The 23355-nt window shown below is 68.1% G+C and carries 20 protein-coding genes; 14 read left to right on the top strand and 6 right to left on the bottom strand.

Annotation, left to right across the window (positions count from 1 at the left end):
• Positions 1-108 precede the first annotated feature (108 nt).
• Both AB0K35_RS25825 and AB0K35_RS25820 read left to right on the top strand, forming a co-directional pair.
• Positions 109-2217, top strand: a complete 2109-nt coding sequence (locus AB0K35_RS25825; RefSeq protein WP_363888270.1) for a M14 family zinc carboxypeptidase — start codon at positions 109-111, stop codon at positions 2215-2217.
• Between the two features lie 81 nt (positions 2218-2298).
• Positions 2299-3000 (top strand): fasciclin domain-containing protein, encoded by a 702-nt coding sequence (locus tag AB0K35_RS25820; RefSeq protein ID WP_363888267.1) that lies wholly within the window; start codon positions 2299-2301, stop codon positions 2998-3000.
• A 6-nt stretch (positions 3001-3006) separates the two neighbouring features.
• On the opposite strand, the gene AB0K35_RS25815 is transcribed toward AB0K35_RS25820, so the two are convergent.
• Positions 3007-4002: a tyrosine-type recombinase/integrase gene (locus AB0K35_RS25815; protein WP_238669795.1), complete on the bottom strand. Its 996-nt coding sequence runs from the start codon at positions 4000-4002 to the stop codon at positions 3007-3009.
• A gap of 58 nt (positions 4003-4060) precedes the next feature.
• Here AB0K35_RS25815 and AB0K35_RS25810 point away from each other — a divergent pair, with 58 nt between their 5' ends.
• The 4 genes from AB0K35_RS25810 (at position 4061) to AB0K35_RS25795 (ending at position 9896) form a co-directional block, all read left to right on the top strand.
• Complete coding sequence (locus AB0K35_RS25810) at positions 4061-4612, top strand: AAA family ATPase (RefSeq protein WP_363888263.1); 552 nt, start codon at positions 4061-4063, stop codon at positions 4610-4612.
• On the top strand, positions 4609-5370 hold the full coding sequence (locus AB0K35_RS25805; RefSeq protein ID WP_363888260.1) for a hypothetical protein: 762 nt from the start codon (positions 4609-4611) through the stop codon (positions 5368-5370). Before AB0K35_RS25810 ends, AB0K35_RS25805 begins: the two co-directional genes overlap by 4 nt.
• Positions 5371-5796: 426 nt before the next feature.
• A complete protein-coding gene (locus tag AB0K35_RS25800) occupies positions 5797-9396 on the top strand; it encodes a hypothetical protein (RefSeq protein ID WP_363888258.1) in 3600 nt (1199 codons plus the stop codon).
• 254 nt (positions 9397-9650) lie between these two features.
• The gene (locus tag AB0K35_RS25795; protein ID WP_363888256.1) at positions 9651-9896 is read left to right on the top strand and encodes a hypothetical protein; all 246 of its coding nucleotides are present in this window, start codon (positions 9651-9653) and stop codon (positions 9894-9896) included.
• Positions 9897-10489: 593 nt separating this feature from the next.
• Here AB0K35_RS25795 and AB0K35_RS25790 read toward each other — a convergent pair.
• Both AB0K35_RS25790 and AB0K35_RS25785 read right to left on the bottom strand, forming a co-directional pair.
• Complete coding sequence (locus AB0K35_RS25790) at positions 10490-11518, bottom strand: site-specific integrase (protein ID WP_363888254.1); 1029 nt, start codon at positions 11516-11518, stop codon at positions 10490-10492.
• Between the two features lie 144 nt (positions 11519-11662).
• Complete coding sequence (locus AB0K35_RS25785; RefSeq protein WP_363888251.1) at positions 11663-11806, bottom strand: hypothetical protein; 144 nt, start codon at positions 11804-11806, stop codon at positions 11663-11665.
• 189 nt (positions 11807-11995) lie between these two features.
• On the opposite strand from AB0K35_RS25785, the gene AB0K35_RS25780 reads away from it, so the two are divergent.
• Positions 11996-12493 (top strand): hypothetical protein, encoded by a 498-nt coding sequence (locus AB0K35_RS25780; RefSeq protein WP_363888248.1) that lies wholly within the window; start codon positions 11996-11998, stop codon positions 12491-12493.
• 479 nt (positions 12494-12972) lie between these two features.
• Here the strand turns inward: AB0K35_RS25780 and AB0K35_RS25775 are convergent, their stop codons facing one another.
• Complete coding sequence (locus tag AB0K35_RS25775; protein ID WP_363888246.1) at positions 12973-13113, bottom strand: hypothetical protein; 141 nt, start codon at positions 13111-13113, stop codon at positions 12973-12975.
• Between the two features lie 146 nt (positions 13114-13259).
• Here AB0K35_RS25775 and AB0K35_RS25770 point away from each other — a divergent pair, with 146 nt between their 5' ends.
• A complete protein-coding gene (locus AB0K35_RS25770; protein WP_363888244.1) occupies positions 13260-14465 on the top strand; it encodes a hypothetical protein in 1206 nt (401 codons plus the stop codon).
• Between the two features lie 317 nt (positions 14466-14782).
• On the opposite strand, the gene AB0K35_RS25765 is transcribed toward AB0K35_RS25770, so the two are convergent.
• Both AB0K35_RS25765 and AB0K35_RS25760 read right to left on the bottom strand, forming a co-directional pair.
• Positions 14783-15643 carry a PIN domain-containing protein gene (locus AB0K35_RS25765; RefSeq protein WP_363888242.1) on the bottom strand — a complete coding sequence of 287 codons (861 nt, stop codon included), beginning with the start codon at positions 15641-15643 and terminating at the stop codon, positions 14783-14785.
• A 428-nt stretch (positions 15644-16071) separates the two neighbouring features.
• The gene (locus AB0K35_RS25760) at positions 16072-17442 is read right to left on the bottom strand and encodes a hypothetical protein (protein WP_363888240.1); all 1371 of its coding nucleotides are present in this window, start codon (positions 17440-17442) and stop codon (positions 16072-16074) included.
• Positions 17443-17852: 410 nt separating this feature from the next.
• Here AB0K35_RS25760 and lexA point away from each other — a divergent pair, with 410 nt between their 5' ends.
• From lexA to AB0K35_RS25730, 6 genes are all read left to right on the top strand, one after another.
• Positions 17853-18503 (top strand): transcriptional repressor LexA, encoded by a 651-nt coding sequence (gene lexA / locus AB0K35_RS25755; protein WP_363888238.1) that lies wholly within the window; start codon positions 17853-17855, stop codon positions 18501-18503.
• A 307-nt stretch (positions 18504-18810) separates the two neighbouring features.
• Positions 18811-19665 carry a hypothetical protein gene (locus AB0K35_RS25750; RefSeq protein ID WP_363888235.1) on the top strand — a complete coding sequence of 285 codons (855 nt, stop codon included), beginning with the start codon at positions 18811-18813 and terminating at the stop codon, positions 19663-19665.
• 66 nt (positions 19666-19731) lie between these two features.
• Positions 19732-20004 carry a hypothetical protein gene (locus AB0K35_RS25745; protein WP_363888233.1) on the top strand — a complete coding sequence of 91 codons (273 nt, stop codon included), beginning with the start codon at positions 19732-19734 and terminating at the stop codon, positions 20002-20004.
• A 158-nt stretch (positions 20005-20162) separates the two neighbouring features.
• Positions 20163-21992, top strand: a complete 1830-nt coding sequence (locus tag AB0K35_RS25740) for a hypothetical protein (protein ID WP_363888230.1) — start codon at positions 20163-20165, stop codon at positions 21990-21992.
• Between the two features lie 57 nt (positions 21993-22049).
• Complete coding sequence (locus tag AB0K35_RS25735; RefSeq protein WP_363888228.1) at positions 22050-22514, top strand: tyrosine-type recombinase/integrase; 465 nt, start codon at positions 22050-22052, stop codon at positions 22512-22514.
• A gap of 5 nt (positions 22515-22519) precedes the next feature.
• On the top strand, positions 22520-23041 hold the full coding sequence (locus AB0K35_RS25730; protein WP_363888225.1) for a hypothetical protein: 522 nt from the start codon (positions 22520-22522) through the stop codon (positions 23039-23041).
• The last annotated feature ends 314 nt before the right edge of the window (positions 23042-23355 follow it).

The raw sequence follows: 23355 nt of genomic DNA, 5'->3' as shown, positions 1-23355 counted from the left end.
CGGGGGAGCGGACCACCGAGCCGCAAGATTCCCTCAAGATCATTGCATCGACGGACTTCGACGATCATGCTGGTCGACACGTGCCACGATCACCTCGTCGGAGGCCACATGAGACGCCAGCGACCCACCCTCATCGCCGTGTCCACCCTCATCACCGTCACCCTCACCACCGCAGCACCCACCCCCGCCAACGCCCAACGCGCCGCACCACCGGACCAGGTCACCGCCCTCACCGCCCACCAGGCCGACGGATACACCACACTCGCCTGGCAACCCGTCAACGGCGCCACCGACTACCAGATCGAACGCACCCCCGTCGACACCGACAACACCCCCACCGGCACACCCACCATCGTCGGCATCTGGCGACCCAACCGCCAGATCAACCAACAGGCACCCACCTTCGCCGACGCCGGCTACAACCCCGGCGACACCTTCCAATGGCGGGTACGCGCCCGCACCGGCACCACCGAACAGCCCTACTCCGACCCGGTCACCGCCACCACCACCGCACCCTGGGGCAACCCCACCACCCCCGGCGAACAACTGCGCACCGGCTGGGAGACCACCCACGCCGCCCAGTACACCAGCGACACCGACGAGTACGCCTACACCGCCGCCATCGACGCCCTCAGCGACCGCGTACGCGTCGTCGAACTCGGCCGCACCGTACAGAACCGACCCATCAACATGCTCGTCATCGGTTACCCCACCCCGGCGGCCACCCCGGAAGCCGTCGCCGCCACCGCACCCGTGGCCATCAACTGCAACGTGCACGGCAACGAACCCGGCGACCGCGAAGCCTGCCTCATCATGGCCCGCCAACTCGCCTTCAGCACCGACCCCCGCATCACCGACCTGCTCAGCCACACCACCGTCCTGATCGTCCCCACCATCAACGGAGACGGCCGCGCCAACAACACCCGCGGCAACTCCACCGGCCAGGACCTCAACCGCGACTACTCCCTGATCCGCCAACCCGAGACCACCGCGTACATCACAATGGTCCGCGACTACCGACCCGTCGCCGGCTACGACGGCCACGAGTTCGGCAACTCCCGCGCCGGTGACCTGCCGATGCTGCCCCCACGGCACCAGAACGTCGCCCAACCCATCTTCGACCAGTCCCAGGACATGATCGAAGGCCACATGTACGCCAAGGGCGCCGAAGCCGGCTGGTGGGCCTGCCCCTACGGCTGCGAAGGCGGCGGCAACGTCGGCCTCAGCGAAGAAACCATCCTGCGCAACACCCTCGGACTCAAGAACGTCACCAACTCCCTGCTGGAACTGCGCAGCTCCGGCGGCCAGACCCGCCCCGACGAGGGCAACACCACAAACAACCGACGCCGCAAGACCTACTCCGCCCTGTGGACGTTCCACCAGTTCCTCGACTACCACCGCGCCGACCGCGCCGACATCCTGAAAGCCCGCAGCGAAGCCATCCAAACCCAGGCCGCCAACACCGGCCGGCTGGTCTTCCGCGGCTCCCGCCCCATCCCCGCCCACCCCGCACCGCACCCCGGCGACAGCCCACCACCACTCGACGCGCCCCCCGCCGACCTGATCCTCGACAACCCACCCTGCGCCTACAAACTCACCGACGCGCAGTACAACGGCCCCCGCACCGACGGACCCGGCGGCGTCGGCACCACCGTCGCCCAGCGCATCGCCGCCCACGGCTGGAAGGTCATCACCATCGGCGACGACCACTACGTCCCCCTCAACCAACCCGAACGCGGCCTCATCCCCCTGCTCCTCGACGGCAAAGGCGTGGAGAAGCTGACCGACGGCGAACGCGTCTATCCCACCCTCACCGGCCGCCGCAACGGACCCCTGACCGTCACCGGCTTCACCTGCGCCGACGACGCCACCATCAACGGCCCGGTCACCGTCCGGGCCGGCGCGGCGCTCGTCACGACAGCAACGACCATCAGCGGCCCACTCACCGCCACCCGCGCCGCCGGCATCCTCCTCGCCGACAGCACCATCAACGGCCCGGTCCGCATCGCCACCACCGACACGATCTCCATCATCGACGCCACCATCGCCGGCCCCGTCGACCTGTCCGGCAACACCACCGGCACCGACGCGCCAGTGCTGGCCGGCACCACCATCCGCGGCCCACTCAGCTGCACCGGCAACAACCCCGCACCGACCAACCTCGGCATCGCCAACACCGTCCACGGCCCCCGCACCACCCAGTGCGCGGCACTCTGACCGACAACTAGCGAACCATCACGCCGGCGGCGCGGGCCCGACACCCGCGCCGCCGGCACCTCACCACCTACCCCCGCACCCGTGGAGGCCGCCGTGTCGCACCCCGCCACCCCACCGCGACACCCCCGACGACTCCGCAGACCGCACCGCGCTCGGCGGAATCGACTGACGCTCAACCTGCTCCTGCCGACCCTGCTGCTGGCCGCCTGCACCGGCAGCCCCGCAACTCCCCACACGAACGCCGCGCCAGCGAGCACCGGACCCCAGCCCACCGGGCCACTCTGCGCCGCCCTGCCCACCGGCACCGACCCCGGCAACCCGAGCTTCCTCGCCGGGCAACCCGTCGACCAGGCGCTGCGCTGGATCCCCACCCTCACCACGTTCGAAGCGGCAGTGCGTACCAGCGGCGTCCTCACCGACCTGCCCACCGGCGACGGCGTCACCGTCCTGGCGCCCTCCGACGACGCCTTCGCCGCCACGTTCTCCGAGGACAACTGGGACGACCTCATGACCCACCACACCGACCAGCTCCGCGCCCTGCTGAAAGCCCACCTCATCACCGGAAGCCACCCGATCACCGACCTCACCACCGCCGGCACCGCCACCACCCTCGACGGCGTCACCGTCACCGTCACCCGCAGCGGGCCCACCGCCCGACTCGACGACCGCGCCGACACGGTCTGCGCCGACTACCAGGCCACCAACGCCCGCATCCACATCATCAACGCCGTCCTCGGCGCACTGCCCGTCACCGCCGACGGCACCGGCCACCGCGCACACTGACCACGCTCACCCGGGCGGCACCAGACCCGCCAGCGCACGGTTGGTCCGGTTGGCCCGGACCGCGTCACGCTGCTGCCCGGCCGTCACCTCGATGTACGTCTGCGACGACGCCAACGACGCATGCCCCAACAACCGCATGATCTCCGCCGCGCTCGCACCGTCCTCCGCCAACCGGGTCGCGAAGGTGTGCCGCAGCGCGTGCAGCCGCGCACCACGCGGCACCCGGTCACCGATGCCGGCCCGCCGGTAACACGACTCGACGAGATACTGCAGGCCACCACGGCGCAACGGCTCACCACGCCGATCCACCAGAAACGGCGAGTCGGGGCGTACCGACCGCGAACCGAAGCGCCGCACCCGACTGTCCAGGTAGTCCCGCAGCACCCGGTCCAGATCCGCCTCGATCGGCACCACCCGAGGCCGCCCACCCTTGCCCGCCACCTCGACCCGCCGCTCACCGGGCCGACCGCCGAGCGAGTCGACCCGCAACGCCAGCAGCTCCGACAACCGCAGCCCGGCGCAGAGCGCCACCGCCAACACCGCCACATCCCGCTCCGGCCACGGGTCGCGTTGCCGACCGTCGTCGCGCGCGGCGGACGCGAGCAACACCTCGGGGGTGTCCGCGCCGCGCAACGGCTTCGGCTGGGGGAGTAGCGCCCGAGGTCGCCCGACCGCCGGCATCGGGTTGCCCGCCACGAACCCGTCAGCGACCAGGAAGGTGAAGAAGTTGTTCCAGGTGGACCAGGCCCGGTGCACCGACGCGGCCGCCCGGGGAGCGGCGAACCGGGCGAAGGCCGCCCGCATCACCCGGGGGGAGAGGTCGGTGATCGACAGCGCGTCCAGGGACAGGGGAGGGGTGGCATCTTCCGCGACCAGCGCCGCGACCGTGTGCAGATCCCTGCGGTACGCGGCAAGGGTGTGCGGGGAGGGCTTGCGGGTGGCCCGCGCGGTCAGGAACTCCTCGATCAGCACCGCGAGCGATTCGTCCTGTTTGTCATGCATAAGGGATATTATGCAGCATTTTCGGGTTTCCGGGTAGGGGCCGAGAGAGGGGGAGGAGATGCCAGAACCCCGGCGGTACGTCCTCACGGGAGCGCCCGGCGCCGGCAAGACAACCATGATCGAGGCGTTGCGGCGCAGGGGACACGTCACCGTCCGAGAGGCCGCCACCGACCTCATCGCCGAGAGACAGGCCCAGGGGTACGCCACGCCGTGGCACGACACCGACTTCGTCGACGCCGTCGCCGCGCTGCAACACCACCGGCAGGTCGGCGCCGACGCGCGTCAGCCGGTCCAGTTCTACGACCGGTCGCCCCTGTGCACAGTGGCGCTGGCCCGCCACCTGGGCAGACCGGTCGGCCCGGCGCTGACCGCCGAAGTGGATCGCATCATGCGCGAGCGCACCTACCAACGCCTGGTGTTCCTGATCAGCCCGCTGGGCTTCATCCGCCACACCGCAGCGCGCCAGATCAGCTACGCCGACGCGCTGGCCTTCGCCCGCCTGCACCGGGAGGTGTACGACGAGCACGGGCACCAGCTGGTCGAGGTGCCAGCCGGACCGGTGCGGACACGGCTGACCCTGATCGAGGAACACGTATCGTTCGCGACATGACGTCACCCGGTGCCACCTGCCCCGAGTGCGGTCAACCCGGCACACCCACCGTGTACCGGGATCCAGACGATCCCATGAGCTGGGTCTGTCCCGAGGGGCACCGGTGGCGGGCGACCGACCGGCCCGGGTGGAACCCATGGGCGACGCCCAGCGCCGTCACCGCACCCCACGACCCCAGTGACACCCCGACCCGGACCGGCCCCGTCACTGTCGACAAGGACGGGCGGACCTGGCGCATCGGCACCGCCAGCGACGTCGCCTGGCTCACCGGGCGCACCACGCAGGGCCTCTCGGTCACCACCGCGATCCCGCCGGTGTTCGAGGCGTACGGCACCTTCCACCCGCCCGCCGGGGTCGGCTTCGACGCCCACGAACGCGCGGTGATCGACGAACTGGTGACGTGCACGCCGGATCAGCCCTGGTGGCTGGGCTTTCTCGACACCGGCGCCCACGACGTCGTCTTCCCACACGCCCCGAAGGTGTCCCTCTACTGGGCCTGGCCCTACGTGTTGGTCCAGGCCGGGCCGGAACAGGCCCTCACCTGGCGGGCCGGCCACCTGCGCGGCGACGGGGCGCTGCCCGACCTGTTCTTTCCCGAGGATCGCTCCTGGCTCGTCTCCGCCCTGTGGGACGACACCTGGACCGACATCGGCGCCAGCGGTGCGGTACTCGCCGCCCTGCGACGCAACCCGCTGGTCAACGCGCGCCTCGTCGGGCCGGACGAGGACGCGTGTCCGCCCGGCCTGACGCGCGACTGACCTCCGTCCGACGACGCTGAGGGGACCCCCAGAACCCGCTACTTTACATAATGTGCATTATCGAATCGCGGTTCGGCTGCGGGTGGAGAGGGCAACCGATCAGATCTCTTCGACGGCTGTCATTTCTCATCTGACCTGAGCCATTCTCAATAACCTGAGCCGTTCCCCGAGCGTTCTCACAGAGTTGAGCCAGCGTGGGCCTAAGTGATCTGGTGTAGCTCCAGTCCCCGTCGCAGTTCGTCGACGCGGTGTTCGCTTGGGCTGTCTGCTTGCGTAGTGGTCGTGCGGGTGGGCTATCGGCTTCGATTTGATGCTTTGTAAGAGGCTGGGCCTCTCCCCTGGGCTGCGCTGCAGCCCGGGCCAGTGTGTGGCTGGGGCGGCGCGGCAGGCACCGCCTGTCGGCACATATGTGCGAAGATCGCGCGCATGCGCTATCGATATGAGGACCTGGGAGATCGGGAGTTCCAGCAACTCATCCAGGCTCTGCTGGCGCACTCGTTGGGACCGGGCCTGCGGGCCATGCCGCTGGGCAAGGCAGACGGCGGCCGTGACGCGGTGCACGCCTCGACCGTGTATCAGGTGAAGTTCACGATTTCACCGGAGGCGATCACCAAGCCGGTCAAGTGGCTGCTCGACGCCGTCGATGGCGAGGCGGAGAAGATCCGTGCGTTGGCGCGGCGGGGCGCGCGGGAGTACTACCTGGTCACCAACGTCGGTGGCACGGGGAACCTGGACAAAGGCACCATCGATCAACTCGATGCGGCGCTTGAGGCCCGCGCGAAGGCTTGGTCGATTCGCATCACAGCCTGGTGGCGGGAGACCGTCGACGCGCAGGTGAGCGCCGCCCCTGCTGACCTGGTGCGGAAGTTCGTTCGGATGCTGCCAGCGGATCAGATCTTGGCCCTGATAGGTCGGGACGACTCCGAGGCTGCTCGCCGGCGGGATCGCGTGCTGCGCGCGTACCTGCTCGATCAGTACGAGGTTGATGATCAGGTGAGGTTCGGCGAGGTTGATCTCCTCGGACCATCGGTGTATAGGCTCTTCGTCGACGTCAAGGTGGCAAGTCGGGAAAGCTTCAGCGTCCCCTTTCGGCTGATGGCGCAGTTCAGCGGAGTCGATGCCGACCGAGTCGACGAGCTTGAACTTCCGCGGACCGGCCAGTGGGAGACCGGTGCAGCGCGGCTGCTGCTGCATCCGGCGTGGCGCGGCAACGCCGTGATCATCGGAGGTCCTGGGCAGGGGAAGACCACCCTGCTGCAATACGTGTCTCAGGTGTACCGGTCCATGCTGCTGGACCGGCACGAGTACCGCAACGAGCGCTACGACCCGCACGTAGCCCGAACACCTTTTCGCGTCGACCTGCGGGCCTACGGGGAGTGGCTGGCGCGTGGCAACAAGAGGCGCAAAAAGGAGCCAGATCTCGCCGCGCCCTTGGAGGAGTACCTCGCCGCCCACGTCAGCGCGCACAGTGGCGGTCAGACGTTCACCATTGACGACCTGGGCGCCGTGTTCGCCGCCGGACCGGTTTTGCTTGCCCTGGACGGGCTGGACGAGGTCGCTGACCTGCGGCTGCGAGAACGGGTCGCGGAGCAGATCGCCACGACGGCGCGGCGGTGGGACGGTCCGGACATCGACATAGTCATTCTGATCACCACTCGCCCCGGAGCCACCGCCGCTCCACTCAAGCTCGGCTCCGCCTTTCCTGAGCTGGTGGTCCAGCGGTTGACGAAGCGGCTGCAGGTGGCCTACCTCAAACGCTGGGCCGAGCAGACTGGCCTGACCGTTGAAGCCACGAGCGCGCTGCTCAAACAGTTCATCGGCAATCTAGAGCTGCCTCATGTTCGGGAGCTGGCGGCCAGCCCCATGCAGATGGCGATCCTGCTGCATTTGCTGCAGCGGCGCAGCATTCTGCCCGAGCAACGCACAGAGCTGTACAAGGACTACGTGGAGGTGTTCTTCGACCGGGAGAGACCCAAGGAGCCGATGGTCGCTCAGCACCGCCGGCTGGTGCTGGCGCTGCACCGGTTCCTGGCCTGGCACCTGCAGACACAGGCGGAGCAGGGCAGCAGCAGCGGCAGACTCGATTTGGACGATCTGCAGAGACTGATCGCTGAGTTCCTCAGTAACTACGACGAGACTAGTCCGAACCTTGGGGCGCTGTTCACCTCGGTCACCTCGCGGGTCGTCTGCCTCGTGCAGCGCAGCAGGGGTTTCGAGTTTGAGGTGCAGCCTCTGCGGGAGTACTTCGCAGCCTGCCACCTGGCTGAAGGAGCGCAGCCGCGAGGCCTGGGGACGAAGGACGCGCGGCTGGCGGAAATGATGAAGCGTCCTTATTGGTCGAACGTGCTGCGCTTCTTCGTCGGTCTGCTGTCCGAGGCCGAGATCAAGAGCCTGCCGACGACCATTCGAGAGGTCCGGGCGAACGCGCCGTTCGACGTCCTTCCGCTGACCCGCGCCGTCCTGGTGCAGCTACTGCGCGACCGGGTCTACCAGGATTTCACTGCTGTGGCGGTGCGCGGCGCGGTCGAAGCAGCTCTCGAAGGGCCCGGCTGCGTGCTCGCCGAAGACGGGTTGCTTGATGACACCGGGAAGCCACTGGTGCTCGCCCCGGGTGTGGGAGCCGCCCAGATCGCCGTGTACGCGCGCTCGCGGTTGGAAACCGAACCTGACCAGGCGCACCGCGACGCGCTGGGTCGGCTGCTATCCCGTCACGAACCGGCGGAGCGCACCCACAGCTGGTGCTGGGGCGATGGCATGCGTCAGCCGACCATGAGCTGGTTGCGCACCGCCGCGCACCTGCGCGCCCTGTCAGGGATGAACACCTGGCAGGCCGCACACGTGCTGTCCTGCGCCAGCGGCGCAGCCCTCCTCGCCGCCCGAGAGCCTGTCCTGCCGCTCTTGCTCGACGCCGGCAGCGACGTCGAGAGCGGCCCCCTCGCGCAGGCGTGCGTTGCCGACCTCGGCGACGGGTACTGCCACGACCGCCGCCCTGGCGACGGTCCAACCCTCCTTGAGCAGCTCCACGCCAGCTCCCACCCGGACGGCTTCTACGCGAAGCGACTCGCAGCTCTCCGCGCCGCCCACAGCGGCGAAGCGGCCATGCGCCGCCGCCGGCGCCGCAGCACCCCGCACATCGGTGACCCCACGGTGCTCCTGTCCGAGTTGAAGGCCGCAGAATCGACCGAGGACTGGGCAACCGAGGAGGCTTGGGCGCACCTGCTGAATGTGCTCGCCGGCGGGTTCGGCGACAGCTGGCTGCTGCGGGAAGCGGTACTAGCCGCCCCAGACGGCCTTACCGTCACGACGCCGGCCGAGCCTCAGCTCGCCGCTGGCGCTACTCCAGCCGCCATCGCGGCGTGGATGCGCCAAGCGCACCACCACAACGACGACACCGCATGGTGGCTGGACAGGGAGCCCGAGATCAGTGACCGCCTTGCGGTCCGTACGTGGATCCTGGCTGTTGCTCTCTTCGCCCGAGCGCAGGTGGTGCAGGCGTGCATCCCACAGATAGACGCCATCCTGGGCCGACTCACAAACCATGAAATCGCCACCGTGATGGCCACCGCTCGGCGTTTCACCGTTCACACCTCGCCCCGTCGCCTCGACCTGTATGCGCCGCTGCACAACCGGCTGATCACACCCTCGGCGCTCACCGCGCTTCTGCTGCACCTCACCGCGTTCGACTCAACCCAACCCGAGCTGCTACGGATCATCGCCAACAACGTCAGCGACGTGCTCACGGTGCGCAGCGACGTGACCGTCCTTGCCCTGTCCGTCGTGGCTGACCACACCAAGCCGCTACGAACAGCGCTGCTGGCCGGCACCCGGCCGCACCTCGCCGCAGGCATGCTCAGCGAAGCCCGCGTCGGAGCCGTCACCACCGTCACGGCAAGTCGCATCCTCAAGCAACCCCAGCAATGGCCACCAGACGTGGTCATCACCGCTCAGGTGATCCTGTCCAGCGCCCTGTCCACTCTGCCCGCCCTCGCCGACATCGCCAGCGAGAACAACTGGTTCAGCGATTAGTGCCGCACCGGTCAGGAACCTGACGCACCGCGACGCTGGGTGGTTACGGTGAGATCGGACGGCCGCCGAGCGGTGAGTTTGAAGGCCGCCGTCCGACTGGTTGCCGCCCGCTGGCGCGACACTCGCCCCTGGCGATCTCAGAGAAACACATCGGGACCGGCGCAGCTGGTGCCAACTAATCGACGCGCACGTTCGTAATCAACGCCCCGGGCCCGCGTGGGTCGCTGACCAGCCACCGCGAGAGGATCTACACCATGCCCATCCCCGCCGAATGGCTCGAGGCCCAGTCAGCGCCCGGCTACATCGTCTGCGCGCACCGCATCTGTACCAAGAAGGCGAGGCCCTACGTCACCGACCACGTCTGCTGCGGCAACGCCAAGCACGATGCCGCCCACGAGGCCAACCGCGCCGTCGAGCAGCCTTCTGCCGAGGTCTACGGGCTCGGCGACCTGCGCGCTGACGTGGCCGCCGGAATCCGGCGTCGGCTCGGGCGTCGCTGAGACGTCCTCAGCCGCACACAGATGAGCCACGCGCTCCTCCGACGTGGGCACCGCTGGTCCTTGGGGTACACCTGTCGCAGCTGTGAGGCGGATGCGTCCGACGTTGGTCAAGGCGCTTAACCAGGGCGGCGCCGAGATCGACTACGCCACGCGCTCGCCACCAACGCCTCCAAACTCAGAAGTCCTTTTAAGAATGGAAGGACGCCATGGGTCTGACCGCCTGCGTGGAGCCTGCCAAGACCCGCGAGGAGATACACGGTCAGCTCAGAGCTCGGTGTTCATCACCGCCGCCCGCTTCGTCCTTTACTCGGCTGGACGTACGCCACGACGGCGGCAACCATCAGGAGGGCAAGGACGGCACCCACGATGCCGCCCGCCTTCTCGCCCGCGATGATGCACGGAGCGCACACAACGGCAACCGCGATCCGGCCGGCCTTCGTGCCGGGGCTTCGCTTCGCTGTCGGCTGCTCCGGCCATGGCTCACCTGGCCCCGGTCGGTAGCGTGGCCTGGCGCGCGGCGGTAGCTCCTCTGCGCCCATCTCGGCTCACTCCAGTTCGGATATCCGGAATCGTCAGGAACCGCTCCGGCTCCATCAGAGACCGACGTCAGTAAGGGCGTTATCCTCCCACTGGTCGGCATCCTCGATGTACCCGGCCAGCGTCGCGGAGCCGTCCTTCCACCCGCCGTGCCGGGCGATCCGCAGCGGGTTCTTGCCCCGCCGATGGGTTTCGGTGGCGAACCCGCGGCGCAGGGAGTGACCGGAGAACGCGGAGGCGGCGTCCAAACCGGCGCGCAGCGCGGTGCGGCGGACGATGATGGCTACGGCCTGGCCGGTGATGCGACCACTCGCTTCGCCGCGCCCGTGCGGCACCCGGCCGAGGTTGCCGTGCCGGTCGATGCGACGGAACACCGGTCCCGACGTCTCCCTGCGGGCGGCCAGGGCGTCCAGCCATGCCTGCATCGTGCGCACGGGGCAGGTGGCCGGTCGCGAGGTGTAGGGCAGGGCGGTGCTGCGGCCCACGGATTCCTTGTCGGTCTTGGAGCGTCGGATGGCGATCTGCAGGCCGTGGTCGGTGAAAGCGAGGTCGGCGATGTTGAGCGCCGCGAGTTCGCTGCGCCGGGCACCCAACGCGAAACCGACCACGATGAGGGCCCGGTCGCGCACTCCTGCCAGGGTGGAGATGTCGAGGGTGTCGACCATCGCCCGCAGCGCTGTAATGGTCAGCGCCTTGGCCTTGCGTACTCCTCGGCCACCTTCCGCGAGCTCGGCGCGGTGCCGGCGCACCACCGCGCGCGCCGGCCGGGTGTGGGGCGGCGGGAGGTCGGCGGCGGCGTGGGCGACGGTGATGGCCGCCATGGCGCGCTCGATCGTGGACGCTGCCTTGCCTTCGTCAGCGAGGTGCGAGACGTACTCGGCCAGGGTCGCCGCGGTGGCCGGCAGGTGTGATCGTTGGTGGTCGTCGCACCAGTGGGTGAAGCGGCGCCAGTCCCCGGCGTAGGCCCGCCGCGTCGACGCGGGCACCGACTCGCGGATGCGCCGCCGCGCCGCTTCCGACAGCTGCTCGTTTGGATCGATGAAGGTGGTTGGGTCGGCGCTCTCCCGGGCCTCAATCTCATTCACGAGAAGGAACGTTATCGTGAATGAAGCGGTCGCCAGCTACGCCGCGCCGTGAGCGCACCTAAACAGCCGACAGTCACGACTCTCTCCTGGGTCTGCTGCGTCAGCGGCCGAGCATGCGGTCGAGCAGCCGCCGCAGCGCGTCGATCACCTCAACCGTGCCCTCGCCGGCCCCGGGCCCCGACGTCCGCCGCGTCTGCGAACCACCACCATGAAGCCGGCCACCACCAGCACCTCGGCCAGCAGCCACGGCGCGATCAGCACATAGCCGGCCGCCACCAAGCCCGCCACCGGATGGCCCACCGCGGCCCCGCCGACCGCCGACGCTGGCGAGCGCGATCACGCCCCACGCAGGCCCGGCCCACCCGCTGACCCGGACTCTCCCACGACGAGATCCTCAATCGGGCAGGCCAGATATGGAAGGCTCTGCACTTGCCGCACGTCGCCCGCTCGAGCGGCGAGGATCGAAGGGAGCCAGAGATGACCTACCTGGGTATCAAGCAGTTGCCGGCCAAAATCGCGTGGACGCCGCTCAAGCACAGATGCGGCTGCGTGGCCGACTGGGGTTGGGACAGCGAGGCGATCCCGCCGCCCCAATTCATCGCCTGGTGCATTAACGTCGTCGGCGAGAACTGCCCGTGGCACGGCGGCGAGACCGAACAGGACATGCCGATTCCCGCCAATGAGACGATCGCGCTGACCCACCCCGGCAGCGGTGCCTCGATCTACGTCCGCAAGGCGACAGGTAGCGATGTCGCTCTTGGTGAGCAGCTTGCCGCCGACCTGCAAGGGCTGATGGAAAAGGCGACGAACAACAAACTCGCCCTGGTGGGTGAGATTCCACCTCGATACCGCAAGTGGTTGTACGCCAACGGCTACGACCCGCTGGAGGCATGGCTCGACCAGCGGCTCACCGACATCGTGCTAAACCGCGGCGAGGTCACCGTAACGCCCGAGATGCTCAACCAGGTGCCCTGACCACTCCGGCTTGCCGGCAGTCGGCATTTGCTTCGCGGATCTTCGCCCCTATTTCCGCCCACTCCCCCACGACGGGGAGGTGAGGACCGTTCACAGCCGGCGCGACCGATGAGCCCCGCCCGGCGCCGGGCCAGCTCGGCGGAGGACCCCGCGCTGCGCCGACCCGTCGCGCCGATGCTCGCCGCGCCGGTCCACGCCGTGCCCGAAGGCCCAAATCTGGTCCATGAACCCGAGTGGGATGGTTCTTAGAGACTCTGAGGTGTCTCAGGGGCGAGACGTCGGCGGCGTCAACCTGACCATGCCGAACCCACGCGGCTTGATCGAGACCACGGTGATTTGCTACTGGCGGCTCTACGGCATCGATGCTGTCGATTTCCGGGAGCCGCCTGCGGGGGTCCGTACTCCTCTGCACGCGTAAGTGAGAAGGGCGGGATCCCGCCAGCCCGTCGGTACAGCGCGGGATCCCGCCCGGGGGCCGGTCAGTTGTCGGTGCTCAGGTGGTCGAGGAGCCAGCCGGTCAGAGCGCGGGTAGCGCTAGCGATGACGACGGTGATCACTGCGAGGGTGATCTGGGTGCGGCGTGGCTGGGGACCATGGGGGTGCTGCGGGGATCGGGTCATCGGATGCTCCCTGGATGTCGGAGACGAAAGCGGAGTCAGCGCCGGCTTGCGAATTCAGATTCGGCCCGTCTCGGGAGGGCTGACCTGAGTGCCGACGAGTGTCGAGCAGCCCGCGACTGGTGGCGGTGGGGCATCATCGGTCGGCGATGAATGCCGACAAGTCCCGACGAGTCCCCCGCCCGCCTACCGCGGCCGCCAATCGCGCCCCGGTGCGCCGTCCGCGGAAGCTGGCCCGGCCCGAGCTCGACGCCGGGCCGCAGCGCGATGTCCGCGATCTGCTCTACGATCTGCGCGAGAAAGCAGGCAGGCCCGCGCTGGAGGATCTGGAGAAGCGAATCGCCGGCGATGACCGCCTCGACGGTTCACCGAAGAAGGACGTGATCCACCAGATCATCTCCCGGGGTGGGCCCGCTGCCCTGGATGATGTCCGCGCGGTCGCCCTGGTGCTAGCGCTGGCCTGTGGCGAGGATAAGTACAAGATCGTCGATCAGGTTACCCAGCTGATGCAACCGTTCGATCGGCCATCGGGGCCGTTGCGAGACGAATCCAGCGATAACGCCTCCGCCCCGGAGCCTCCACCAGCCGCCGACATGACGGCCGTCGTCATCGCCCGCCCGGAAACCGGCGAGGGCCCCGGGCACTTGTTCGTCGCCGACTGGGTCCCGATGCTCGGCGACGACGTCGCGTTCACCCTGACCGGGATCATCGAGTCCGTACACGTCGAAGTGCCGTTGCTGACCGACTGGCTCACCGCCGAACTCGCCCGACGTTCGGCCTTCGACATTCCGGACGACGACGTGAAGAAGCAGATCCTGCGTCCGGTCCGGATGGCAATGGGACGGTCGGCAAGGCTGGGGCCGGAACTGGTCCGGCTGGCTCGTGCCGCGCATGCCGCGCGTTACACCGACGCCGAGATCCGCACGATCCTGAAACGGGCGCTGTCCTTCAAGGTCAGCGGTCTTCTGTCGAGCGCCGATCATCCTGGCTATCCGCATCCGCTCGACCTCGGCGAGATGGCGGCGCTCACCTTCGGGTACGCCGAGAAGGACCTGATCGAGCTCGGCTTCGACGCCGGCCGAGGTCGCGGCGGTGTCCGGGCGTACGTGCCGCGCGAGATCCTGCTGAACTCCCCCGAGCTGATGGAGATCGGCACGCTGCTCGCCCCTGCGGCTTCCTCCGCGTCGGCGAGGCTCTATCGCGCCTGCCAGTCCGCGCAGGACTTCAGCTTCATCGGCCTCGCCGACCAACGGCACCTCTGGACGCACTTCGTCCTGCCCCAAGCCTTCGCTCGCTACCCCTTCGACGCGGTGATTGTCGAGGCCGGATCCATCCGCGCCTTCGGGCTACCGTGACGGGCTACCTAAGCAACGTCGACACGGTGGGCAGGTGCGTCATGAACGGCCGAGCCCAGGACGAACTCGTCCGGGGCCACAACGCTTAGCCGATGTCAGCTTGAGGGACACCCCAACACCACAGTCACCACTAGTAGTCGGACGCCAATGGGGGCTCCTGGACCGTCAGCATCCAGGCTGCGCGTCTGACCTCATTGAGCCCGCCGCCCGCCGTTGTAGCGCAGCTGAGCACCGACACGCCGTGCGGTGGTCACCCTCGAACACCACAAAGCTGGGTGGCCTGGCTGCATCAGCCGACGGCTTGTCATCGGTCGGCATTATGGTGTCTTTGGTTCCTCGCCCAGGTCCTGCTCGAGCTTCACCACCTCGAGGCCCGCCGCCTTCGCGCGCCTCCTCATGCCGACGTCGTATGTGACCATGGTGACCTGCCGGCCTGCGAAGGGTTCGACGGACAGCACCCGATCGACGATCTCATCGTCGTTAATGGGCAACCGGACGTGGCCCGGCGGATCCAACATGATCTGGAAGGTCACGCGGCGACCGCTAGAGTTCTTAGACATCAGCGCGCCGAAGCCGTCAGGCAAAACGACATGGCGGTCGAGGACGGCCGTGGTGTAGCCGGCCCGCCACCGGCTGTGGGCCTTGCTGTGCTGTTTCAGGGCGTCGAGTTCATCCACGATAACCATCGGCACGAGGATGTGGATGCGATCCATCTGGGTGCCGAGCGCCTCGGAAAGGTCCATCTCCTCCAGCTTTTGTGGGTGGTGGAGGTAGACGTTGCTGTCGAGCACGACTAGTCGTCCGGTGCGCTCGAACCGCTTGACCTGGTCGTCCAGCCCGGCGATGGCCTCCTCAAAGGCGCGCGTCCGTTCGTCGAGCTCGACCGCGAGCAAACTGTTGAGAACCATGTCGGCGCCGTCCGGCTTGCCGTACAGCGACGCAGCGGCGGACATGAGCAACTGGTAACGGTCGGGCGGGACGAGCACGTTGAGGCTCGAGGCGCTGATCTGAGTGCCGAGCTGGCGTCGAACCTCGTTGGCCCAGTCGAGGTAGGGGAAGACCGGGTGTATTGCTGGGTTAGTGGCGCCGCCCCGGATGTTGACGACGGCCTGGTGTAGGTGAACGAGCGACTGGCGAAGGTTGTTCCGGTGAACGCCGGGCATCGAGGTGATCAGCACGTGGGCGATCCTGCCCCGATGGCCAATTGAACGCCAGGTTGACCTGTCGCATTCGTTGTTCCGGATCTTTGCCCCCGCCAGGTGTCCTATCTCCCACGATGCGAAGTTGAGGAGCGTTCGCGGTCGGCGCGGGCGGTGAGCCCGGCCCGGCGCCGGGCCAGCGCGGCCGCGGACCACGCGGCGGCGCAGTTGTTGACCACGTGCACGGCGCCCGCGTCGGGGATGTCGGAGACGAAAGCGGAGCCAGCGCCGGCTTGCCGCCTCGTGACCGCGTTGGGTCACATCGTGCGCTGCGCCGACCGGTCGCGCCGGTACTCGCCATGCCGGTCGACGCCGTGCCCGAGGGCCCCAGCCTTGTGCATCAACCCAAGTGGGACAGGACGGTGCACCGCCGAGCACGTGGAGCCCTGGGGCGGGGGCGGCCGCGACTATGGGGTGGCGGTGAGAGCGAGCTCCAAGGCTCGGTAGGTGTAGTAGCCGGGTGCGGCGGTGTCGCCTTCGTGTTCCCGGGCCCGGGTTAGGAAGTTCTGGAAGGCCTCGATGCGCGCCGGCCCTAGGTGGGCAGTCTGGTTCCACAGGTCGACGGCGATGGTTTCCATCAGGTTCGCGGTTCGACACTGGTAGTTCTCGACCCAGGCGGTGAGCGCCGCGCTGAGGATGTCGAGGGTCAGGAAACGGGCGTGCTTGACGAGAAGTTGGCCTACCTGTTCTCCCACCCGCCAGGCACCGGCCTGCGTCAGATAGCCGGGGATCAGCTCGGCGAAGTACCGGTCCGGGTGCGCTCCGGCGACCGTCATCTGGTCCCACCAGCTATGGGCGAGAAAGTGGGCCTCCAGCTTGGGCAGCCGATCCCGGACAAGCGGGCTGCGCACGAGCGCCAAGGTTGTGATCGCCTGTACTGCGGTCAACTGTCCGGGTGCGCTGACGGGGACCTGCACGACCAGGTCCTGCAGCCGGTTGGCCAGCCCTTCGTCGACGAGGTCCCAGAAGTAGTCCTCGTCGGCGAACCGGATGAGCGCCCGCGTCTGGGCCGGGCCGTCGATGGTGCGGAACTTGTCACGCTGGCCGGTCACGGCTTCTCGGACGAGGGCCCGGTTGCGGGCAGCGAACGCCTCCAGCGCGACCGCCATCCGGTCGGCGTGCTCGATCGCCGGCAGCAGACCACCCGGGTCCAGCTCCAGCAGGGCGCTCTTGGCGGCGAGCTGGATGATGCGGCGTTGGGCAGCGGAGCGGACGCGGTCGAAGAATGCTGCCTGTAGGTGCGCCGGTGTCGGGGAAAAGCTGGAATCGCAGATGTAGCTCTTGAACTCATCGAGTGCCCGGCTGCCCTGGGTCGGTGGATGGGTGAGCAGGGCGGTAAGCGCGATGACGAGATGCCCGCGGGCCACTTCCGCGTGGGGCTCGTAGGTGCCGCCGTGCAGCCGCAGGGACGGATGCACGCAGAGGTTGCGGTCCTCCTGGATGCGGCTGAGCTCGTGGGCGTCGATCGCGTCGATCAGTTCGAACTTCTCTGCGTCGGTGAGCAGGTCGGCCTCGATGGCCTGCATGGCTTTGACGCCTTCGCGGTTGAGCCCGTGTGCCTGGGCGTTGGTGACGGCCGTGCGGAACGGGATCGCCGTCGAGTCGCCGTCGTCGGCGAGCCCGATCAGCTTCGTGATGATGTCGGCGGTGATGGCGGTCCACGTCGCGGCGATGCTGGTCCGAAACGCGCCAGTGTTGTAGCACCGCAGCGCCTCCCCGGCTAGGCGCCGGGTCTCCGGGCTCCATACCTGATTGACCAGGGTGTCTAGGTCCGCCATCAACTGCCTCCGCCGCCTGCCAAAATCGAAAACGCCATCTCACCATCTCCCGCACTCGTTTCCGATGTGGGGGCGGTGGCAGCCGTCGTTCGTCTCGCGACCGTCGAGGCCATGGGCCTTGCGCAGCCGGTCGGCTGGCTGCACACGGTAGAGCCGAGCCTCCATCTCCCGAACGAGGCCAGACCCAATGCACGGGCGGTTATTGGTGGATACGAACCTGCCGCAGCCGAACAAGTGTTCGTGGCTGACGACGATCGGCGAAACGCCGACTACACCCACACCTGCCTCATGACGCACCTCTGGGGTACGACTTCACCGCCTCCCGGCCGCTAGCCCGAGGGGGTAGGGGACCCGAGCCGGTATCGGGCGTGTTAGTACGCGCGTTCTAAAATTGGTTGTATTGTCCTGGAATGACAACCACCGCTGGCGCCGAGGCCGAGCCGCCCCACATCAGTGCCAAGCAGCAACGCATCCTGACTGTGATACACGATTGGATCCAGCAGCACGGCTACCCGCCCACGGTGCGCGAGATCGGTGCAGCAGTCGGGCTTGGCTCCCCCTCGTCCGTTGCGCACCACTTGAACATGCTGGAACGGCGTGGCCTCCTGCGTCGTGAGGCAAACGCGTCCAGGGCGGTCGACATCCGCAGGGCGCAGGTCGGCGCGGCGTCCAACGAAGCAGACGAGCCAGGTGTGAAAGTTCCGGTGCTTGGCACTATCGCTGCTGGTGCCCCGATCCTCGCTGAGGAACATGTGGAGGACGAGCTGGCGCTGCCTCGCGCCCTGGTAGGGCACGGCACGTTGTTCGCTCTGATGGTTAAGGGCGATTCCATGATCGAGGCGGCAATCTGCGACGGCGACGTCGTGATCGTGCGCCAGCAGGCAGTTGCCGGGAATGGCGACATCGTTGCCGCCATGATCGAGGGAGAGGCGACGGTCAAGGCCTACCGGACCTGCGACGGTCGCGTCGAGTTGGTCCCGCGGAATCCATTCTACGAGGTGATCTCCGCCGAACACGCGGTCATCCTGGGCAAGGTCGTCTGCGTGCTTCGGCGCGTCTAGCGTCCGGCCGACGTCTGCTGACCGGGCGTCGGCGCCGTCCTTCCGTGGGCGCGGCCGCTGCGGCCAGCGTCACCTCGCCGTGGCGTACCTGCCAACCGTCCGCGTCCGGCACCAGGGCCAGCCGGATGTCGACCGTCTCGCACACCGCCATCATCGCCGAGGCCCGTCGTGCCGATGTCGTTCACTCTCGCCTCCCGCCACGTCGCCGCAGGGATGGTCTCGTCCGGCATCTGCTTTACATCTCGGTGGTGGATCACGTGCGAGGGTAGTCCACACTGGGCCGGTTACGCGCTGTCAGGAGGCAGTGATGAGGAGTCGAACCCCCAAGTCGGCGAGCCGGCGCCGCGCAGGCACCCCCGCAGGTACGGCGCAGGGAACGGAACGTCGAGATTCGTGGACGCGTATCGGCGTCGCGCTGTCGCTGCTGATGGCCTTGGCAGGCCTCGCGGCAGACTTCTTCGACGTTCTGCGCACGCCCGCAAGGCCTGCCCCGACCCCCACGACGGCTACCCCCCAAGCCGAGCGGTCGCCGTCGGAGCAGCTCCAATACCAGGCGACCGTGCAGGACGGCCGCCTGGACTTGTTCAAGGGCGAACTCCACGTCACCACCGACCGGACCGAGGAGGTCGCTGAGTGGTTCGCCGTAAGGGTCCTCATCTGCGGGCCCGCTAACAATGACGAGCTATGCCTCTACCCGGCGGAACTGGCTAGCGTGGGCGCAGCACCGCGGCGCCCGTCGACCAGCATGACGGTGCCAGCCGGCGGCCGCGTCGGAGTCATCCTGACCGCGCCTTACTCCGAAATCGAGATCAAGGATGACCTAAATCCTGAGGGGTCCGCCCAGCCGCTCACCGATCCCACCGACGCCGCTACCTGGTGGTGGAACGTCCGCGCCAGCAAACCTGGCACGTACGAGCTGAGAGGCGCGGTGTTCGTCCTCGCCGCGGAGACGGACCGGGAACTGGTCACCCGGGAAACCTTTACCATCAAACTGACGGTGGAGAGAACGGCGGAGTACACCGCCAAGAAGCTCTGGACCATGACCCTGGACGTCACGAAATGGTCGGTGCCTCAGATCATCACCATCCTCGCCGCGTTCATCGGCGCAGGCGCGTTCGCAGCGTGGATTCGGCGCCGCCTCCGCGATCCTTCACCTGGCTAGCCGGACACGCATTCGTTGTCGCGGATCTTTGCCCCTACCCGGTCGCCCCTCCCCCATGATGCGAAGGTGAGGGGTGTTCACGCCCGGCGCGGGCGATGGGCCTCGCCCGGCGGAGGGCCGGCGCCCGCACCGCCGCCCTGGTCCAAACTCGCCGTCGACCTACCTGCGGGTCTGCTCGCCCGCTGTCTGGGCATTGACATCAGCAGCGCGGTGGACTGGCAACGCGGGGCCGCTGGAGACTGGCACGCCTACGCCGCCAGGACCGCCTTGCAGCGCACCTCCGCCATCCTTGCGACAAAGACCGCTGAGCGGCTCGGCAGATTGATGCTGGCGGTCTGACGTGGCCCCACCCGAACGGGGCGGCCTCCATCGTGAGGGGTCGCTCGGGTCACCGAGTCATTTCCCGCGAAGGGAGGCGTGCATGCGACTGCGATATTTGGTTCCCTTTAGCGGCAACGTCTCTGCGGGTCAGTCCTAGGGGCAGATAGGGTGCCACGATGGCTCGGGTGGAGTGGTCGGCGCTTAGCGGCGACGAGGTCGAGACGCTACTGGCAAACCTGTACTACAACCGTGACGGGCGATTCTTGCGAATCCGGCCTGCTCAAGGCGACTTCGGTGTCGACCTGATCCTGCCCGTAGCTGCTAATCCGCAGCTTTGGGACGTCTACCAGATCAAGAAGTTCGCCCTGAATCTGACTTCTGGTCAGAAGGGCCAGATCCAGGCGTCGTTCAGGCGGGCTCTCGTCGCCCTCGTGCGCCATGGGCTGCCGCTCAACGACTGGTACGTCGTGATGCCGCTGGACCCAACCCCGGACAACGTCACATGGTTCAATGCAATGCCGGCCACCGCGTACGCTGAGCTGGAAGCCGACGCCGACCTTGCTCTCACGGCCGACGAGTTGGGGCGGATCCGTGAATGGCTCGATGCCCCGGGGCGCACCATTGCCTGGCTGGGTCTCAATGCTTGCGAGAGTCTCGTCGCCGACTACCCGTACGTCGTCGACTATTACCTGCACGGCGGCCAGCAACGTATCCGCGACGCGGTGGCCGAGGTGGCCAAGCTCCTGCAGCGGGATTTACCACTGCAGGCCAACGACGGCGCAGCCGCAGGTGATGCGCAACCCAAGGCCGCGCTGCTCACGCCGGGCGAGATCCGGGAGCACCTGCTGCGGCTAGACCGCGCGCTCGACACCGACCCCCATTTCCGGTACGGCCACAGCCTGGACGTCAACCCTACCGACCTGCTTCCGGAGCCGGGCCTGGTCGCGGCCACCCAGGAGCAGATCTCGGGCGGGCGGTGGCTGACGTTCAAGGTCTACGTACGGTCGGCGCAGTCACTGATCGAACGGCCGATCCCGGTGACCATGACCTTTGACTTCGAGCAGTCCGCCGAGGATCTGCGGGCCATCGAGCTCTGGCAGAGGTTCGGAAAGCCGGTGCAGGCTGCCGGGACGATCGAGGCCGACATGCCGGGCGGACTGAGTCGCGGAGGTCGGGCCGGGACGGTGCTTCTCTCGCCGGCGGCCGACGTGCTAAAGCAGGCCCGGGTCCGGTTGCGGATCGTGAATCCTGCGGGGACCCCGTTGGCGGAGTGCGCATTCCGCACGGAGTCGGCGAACGGCAGCGACGGGATGTGGGTACGCGGGACGGACGACGCCGCCCTCTTGGGCCTGGAGATGCTCATCGCGACCGACGGATCCACCACCACCGACTTCCGGATTGGGGCGCTTGCGGGACGGGAGGCCAACGCGGTGCTCGGCCCGGTCCGGTTCGCCGGTTCCCTGACCGCGCCGAACACGCTGCAGTTCGCCGGTGCCTACGGCCCTTTCAGCGACATGGTGCAACTGACGATGGCCGAGCCGCTCCTGCCCGAGGTGGTCGTCCGCTTCGTCGAGAACCTAGACACGATCCAAACCGTCACCACGATGCCGGTGGTGATCCCCGACGTCTCGGCCATGAGCACCCAAGAACGCCTCACCATCATGCGGACGGCGTCGCTGATCAGCGGCCGTACGCTGGTCGCCCGCTGGCGGCCGTTCAAGGTCGCCGATACCGGTACCGCCGAGTTCGATCCGGCCGGGGTTTATGAGTTCATGGTCATCGAGCCGTTGACCGTGTCGCTGGGATCCGCACGGCATGTTCTCGGCGCGCAGAGGGCGCGGCCGCTCTCCGCACGGATTGAACAGCTCCCCGACGGCAGCGCCCGGCTGACGCCAGACGAGAACGACGTCGCTCATTTCGACTTCCTGCGCGAGATCCCCGAGGACGTCACCGACCGGCAAATGGTCTACTCGCGGCGTATCGATGATCCAGCCGAGGAACAATAACGCCGCTCCCGCGAGCACCTGCGCCGGCCCGGCCGCCGCCGCACCGGCGTGATCCCGGTGCTGTCCGGCATCAACGTCGGCGCCCGGGTCCGCGCCACGGCGTTGAGCGACCGGTACGTCGCCGAGACCGTGAAGCAAGCCGTGCGGGACACCGGTCAGCCGCCCGAGGTGGTCGACACGCTCGCCGGGCACAGCCTCCGGACCAGGCTCGCCACCGCCCTCGAGGCCGCCGGCGTACCTCAGACGGTGATCGCCCGGATCCTCGGCCACGCCACCGGCACCGCCGGCCGCTACGTCCGGCACGCCTTCGACGGCGCCCCCTGTACGCACACGCCACCAGTGTCCTTCGCAGCATTTGAGCCTCCCGCGCTGGACCGCGACAGGAGCACGAGGAGGAGGCATGGCACGGTTCCGGCGAGCCATGCCCAACATTCCTCGATCAGAGGGCATCACACCGACCAACCCCTGCACCGTCTCAGCCTGCGGCGCTACGGCGCCTGCAGCCGGATGTCGGTACGGTGACGGCTATGGATGAGAAGCAGCCTCGGTACGGGTACGGCAGAGGGCTGCGGCCGTTGTGGTCGCCACGGGACCGTGACGCGGAGGCGATCCGGCGGGTGCTGCGCCGGGCCGGGCTGCGCGACGTCGGTGAGCGGCACCTAAACGGCTTCGCGGTCGAGGGCGCCAACAGCAGCACCGACGGGCCCGAGCCGTTCGCCGTCGCCTACTGCGGCACCGCCGATCAGCCGGAGATGACGGTCCGCTCCCGGCGGGTGTTGGAGCGGACCGGCTACCAGGTTGAGGCGGATGACGCGAACGCGAACGCGCTGCTGGTGCAGCGGCAACCCGCCCGGGAGGCGGTGCCCTCCGATCGTGGGCTGCTCCGGGTGGCGGTGGTGTGCGCGGTGGTGACCACGGTGGCGTTGATCGCCTCTTGGACCGACTCGGGGATGGTGCGGTTCGCTGGCGGCGTCGGCTCGGCCGTGTTCGGCGTGGTCGCGGTGTTCCTGGGCGGCCTGTGGTACCGGCAGCGGGCTCATCTGGAGTGAGACCAGCACCGAGCAGTACCTATCCGAGGAGACCGGAGTGCCTACTACCCTGCGACGACGTTACCGCGGCGTCCCGGGCACCAGCGTCCACCAGCCGTACGCCACGGGCCGGCCCTATTGCCTCCGTCGTCGATAAGGCACTCCAGCTAGCCCCGATGAACTGAGCCGCTGCCGCTGCAGGAGGATCATGTGCGACAGGTGCAGATCTTCCGCAGACCCTGGATCACCTGTACATGGTCAAGCCCCATGGAATCCGGTCAGGTACGACCCGATGCGCCGAGTTCGGCACGATCGGCGGCGGTTGCCCTAACGGA

The organism is Micromonospora sp. NPDC053740, from assembly GCF_040677775.1.
Taxonomy (GTDB): domain Bacteria; phylum Actinomycetota; class Actinomycetes; order Mycobacteriales; family Micromonosporaceae; genus Micromonospora; species Micromonospora alfalfae.
This window is presented reverse-complemented; position numbering and strand designations above follow the sequence as displayed.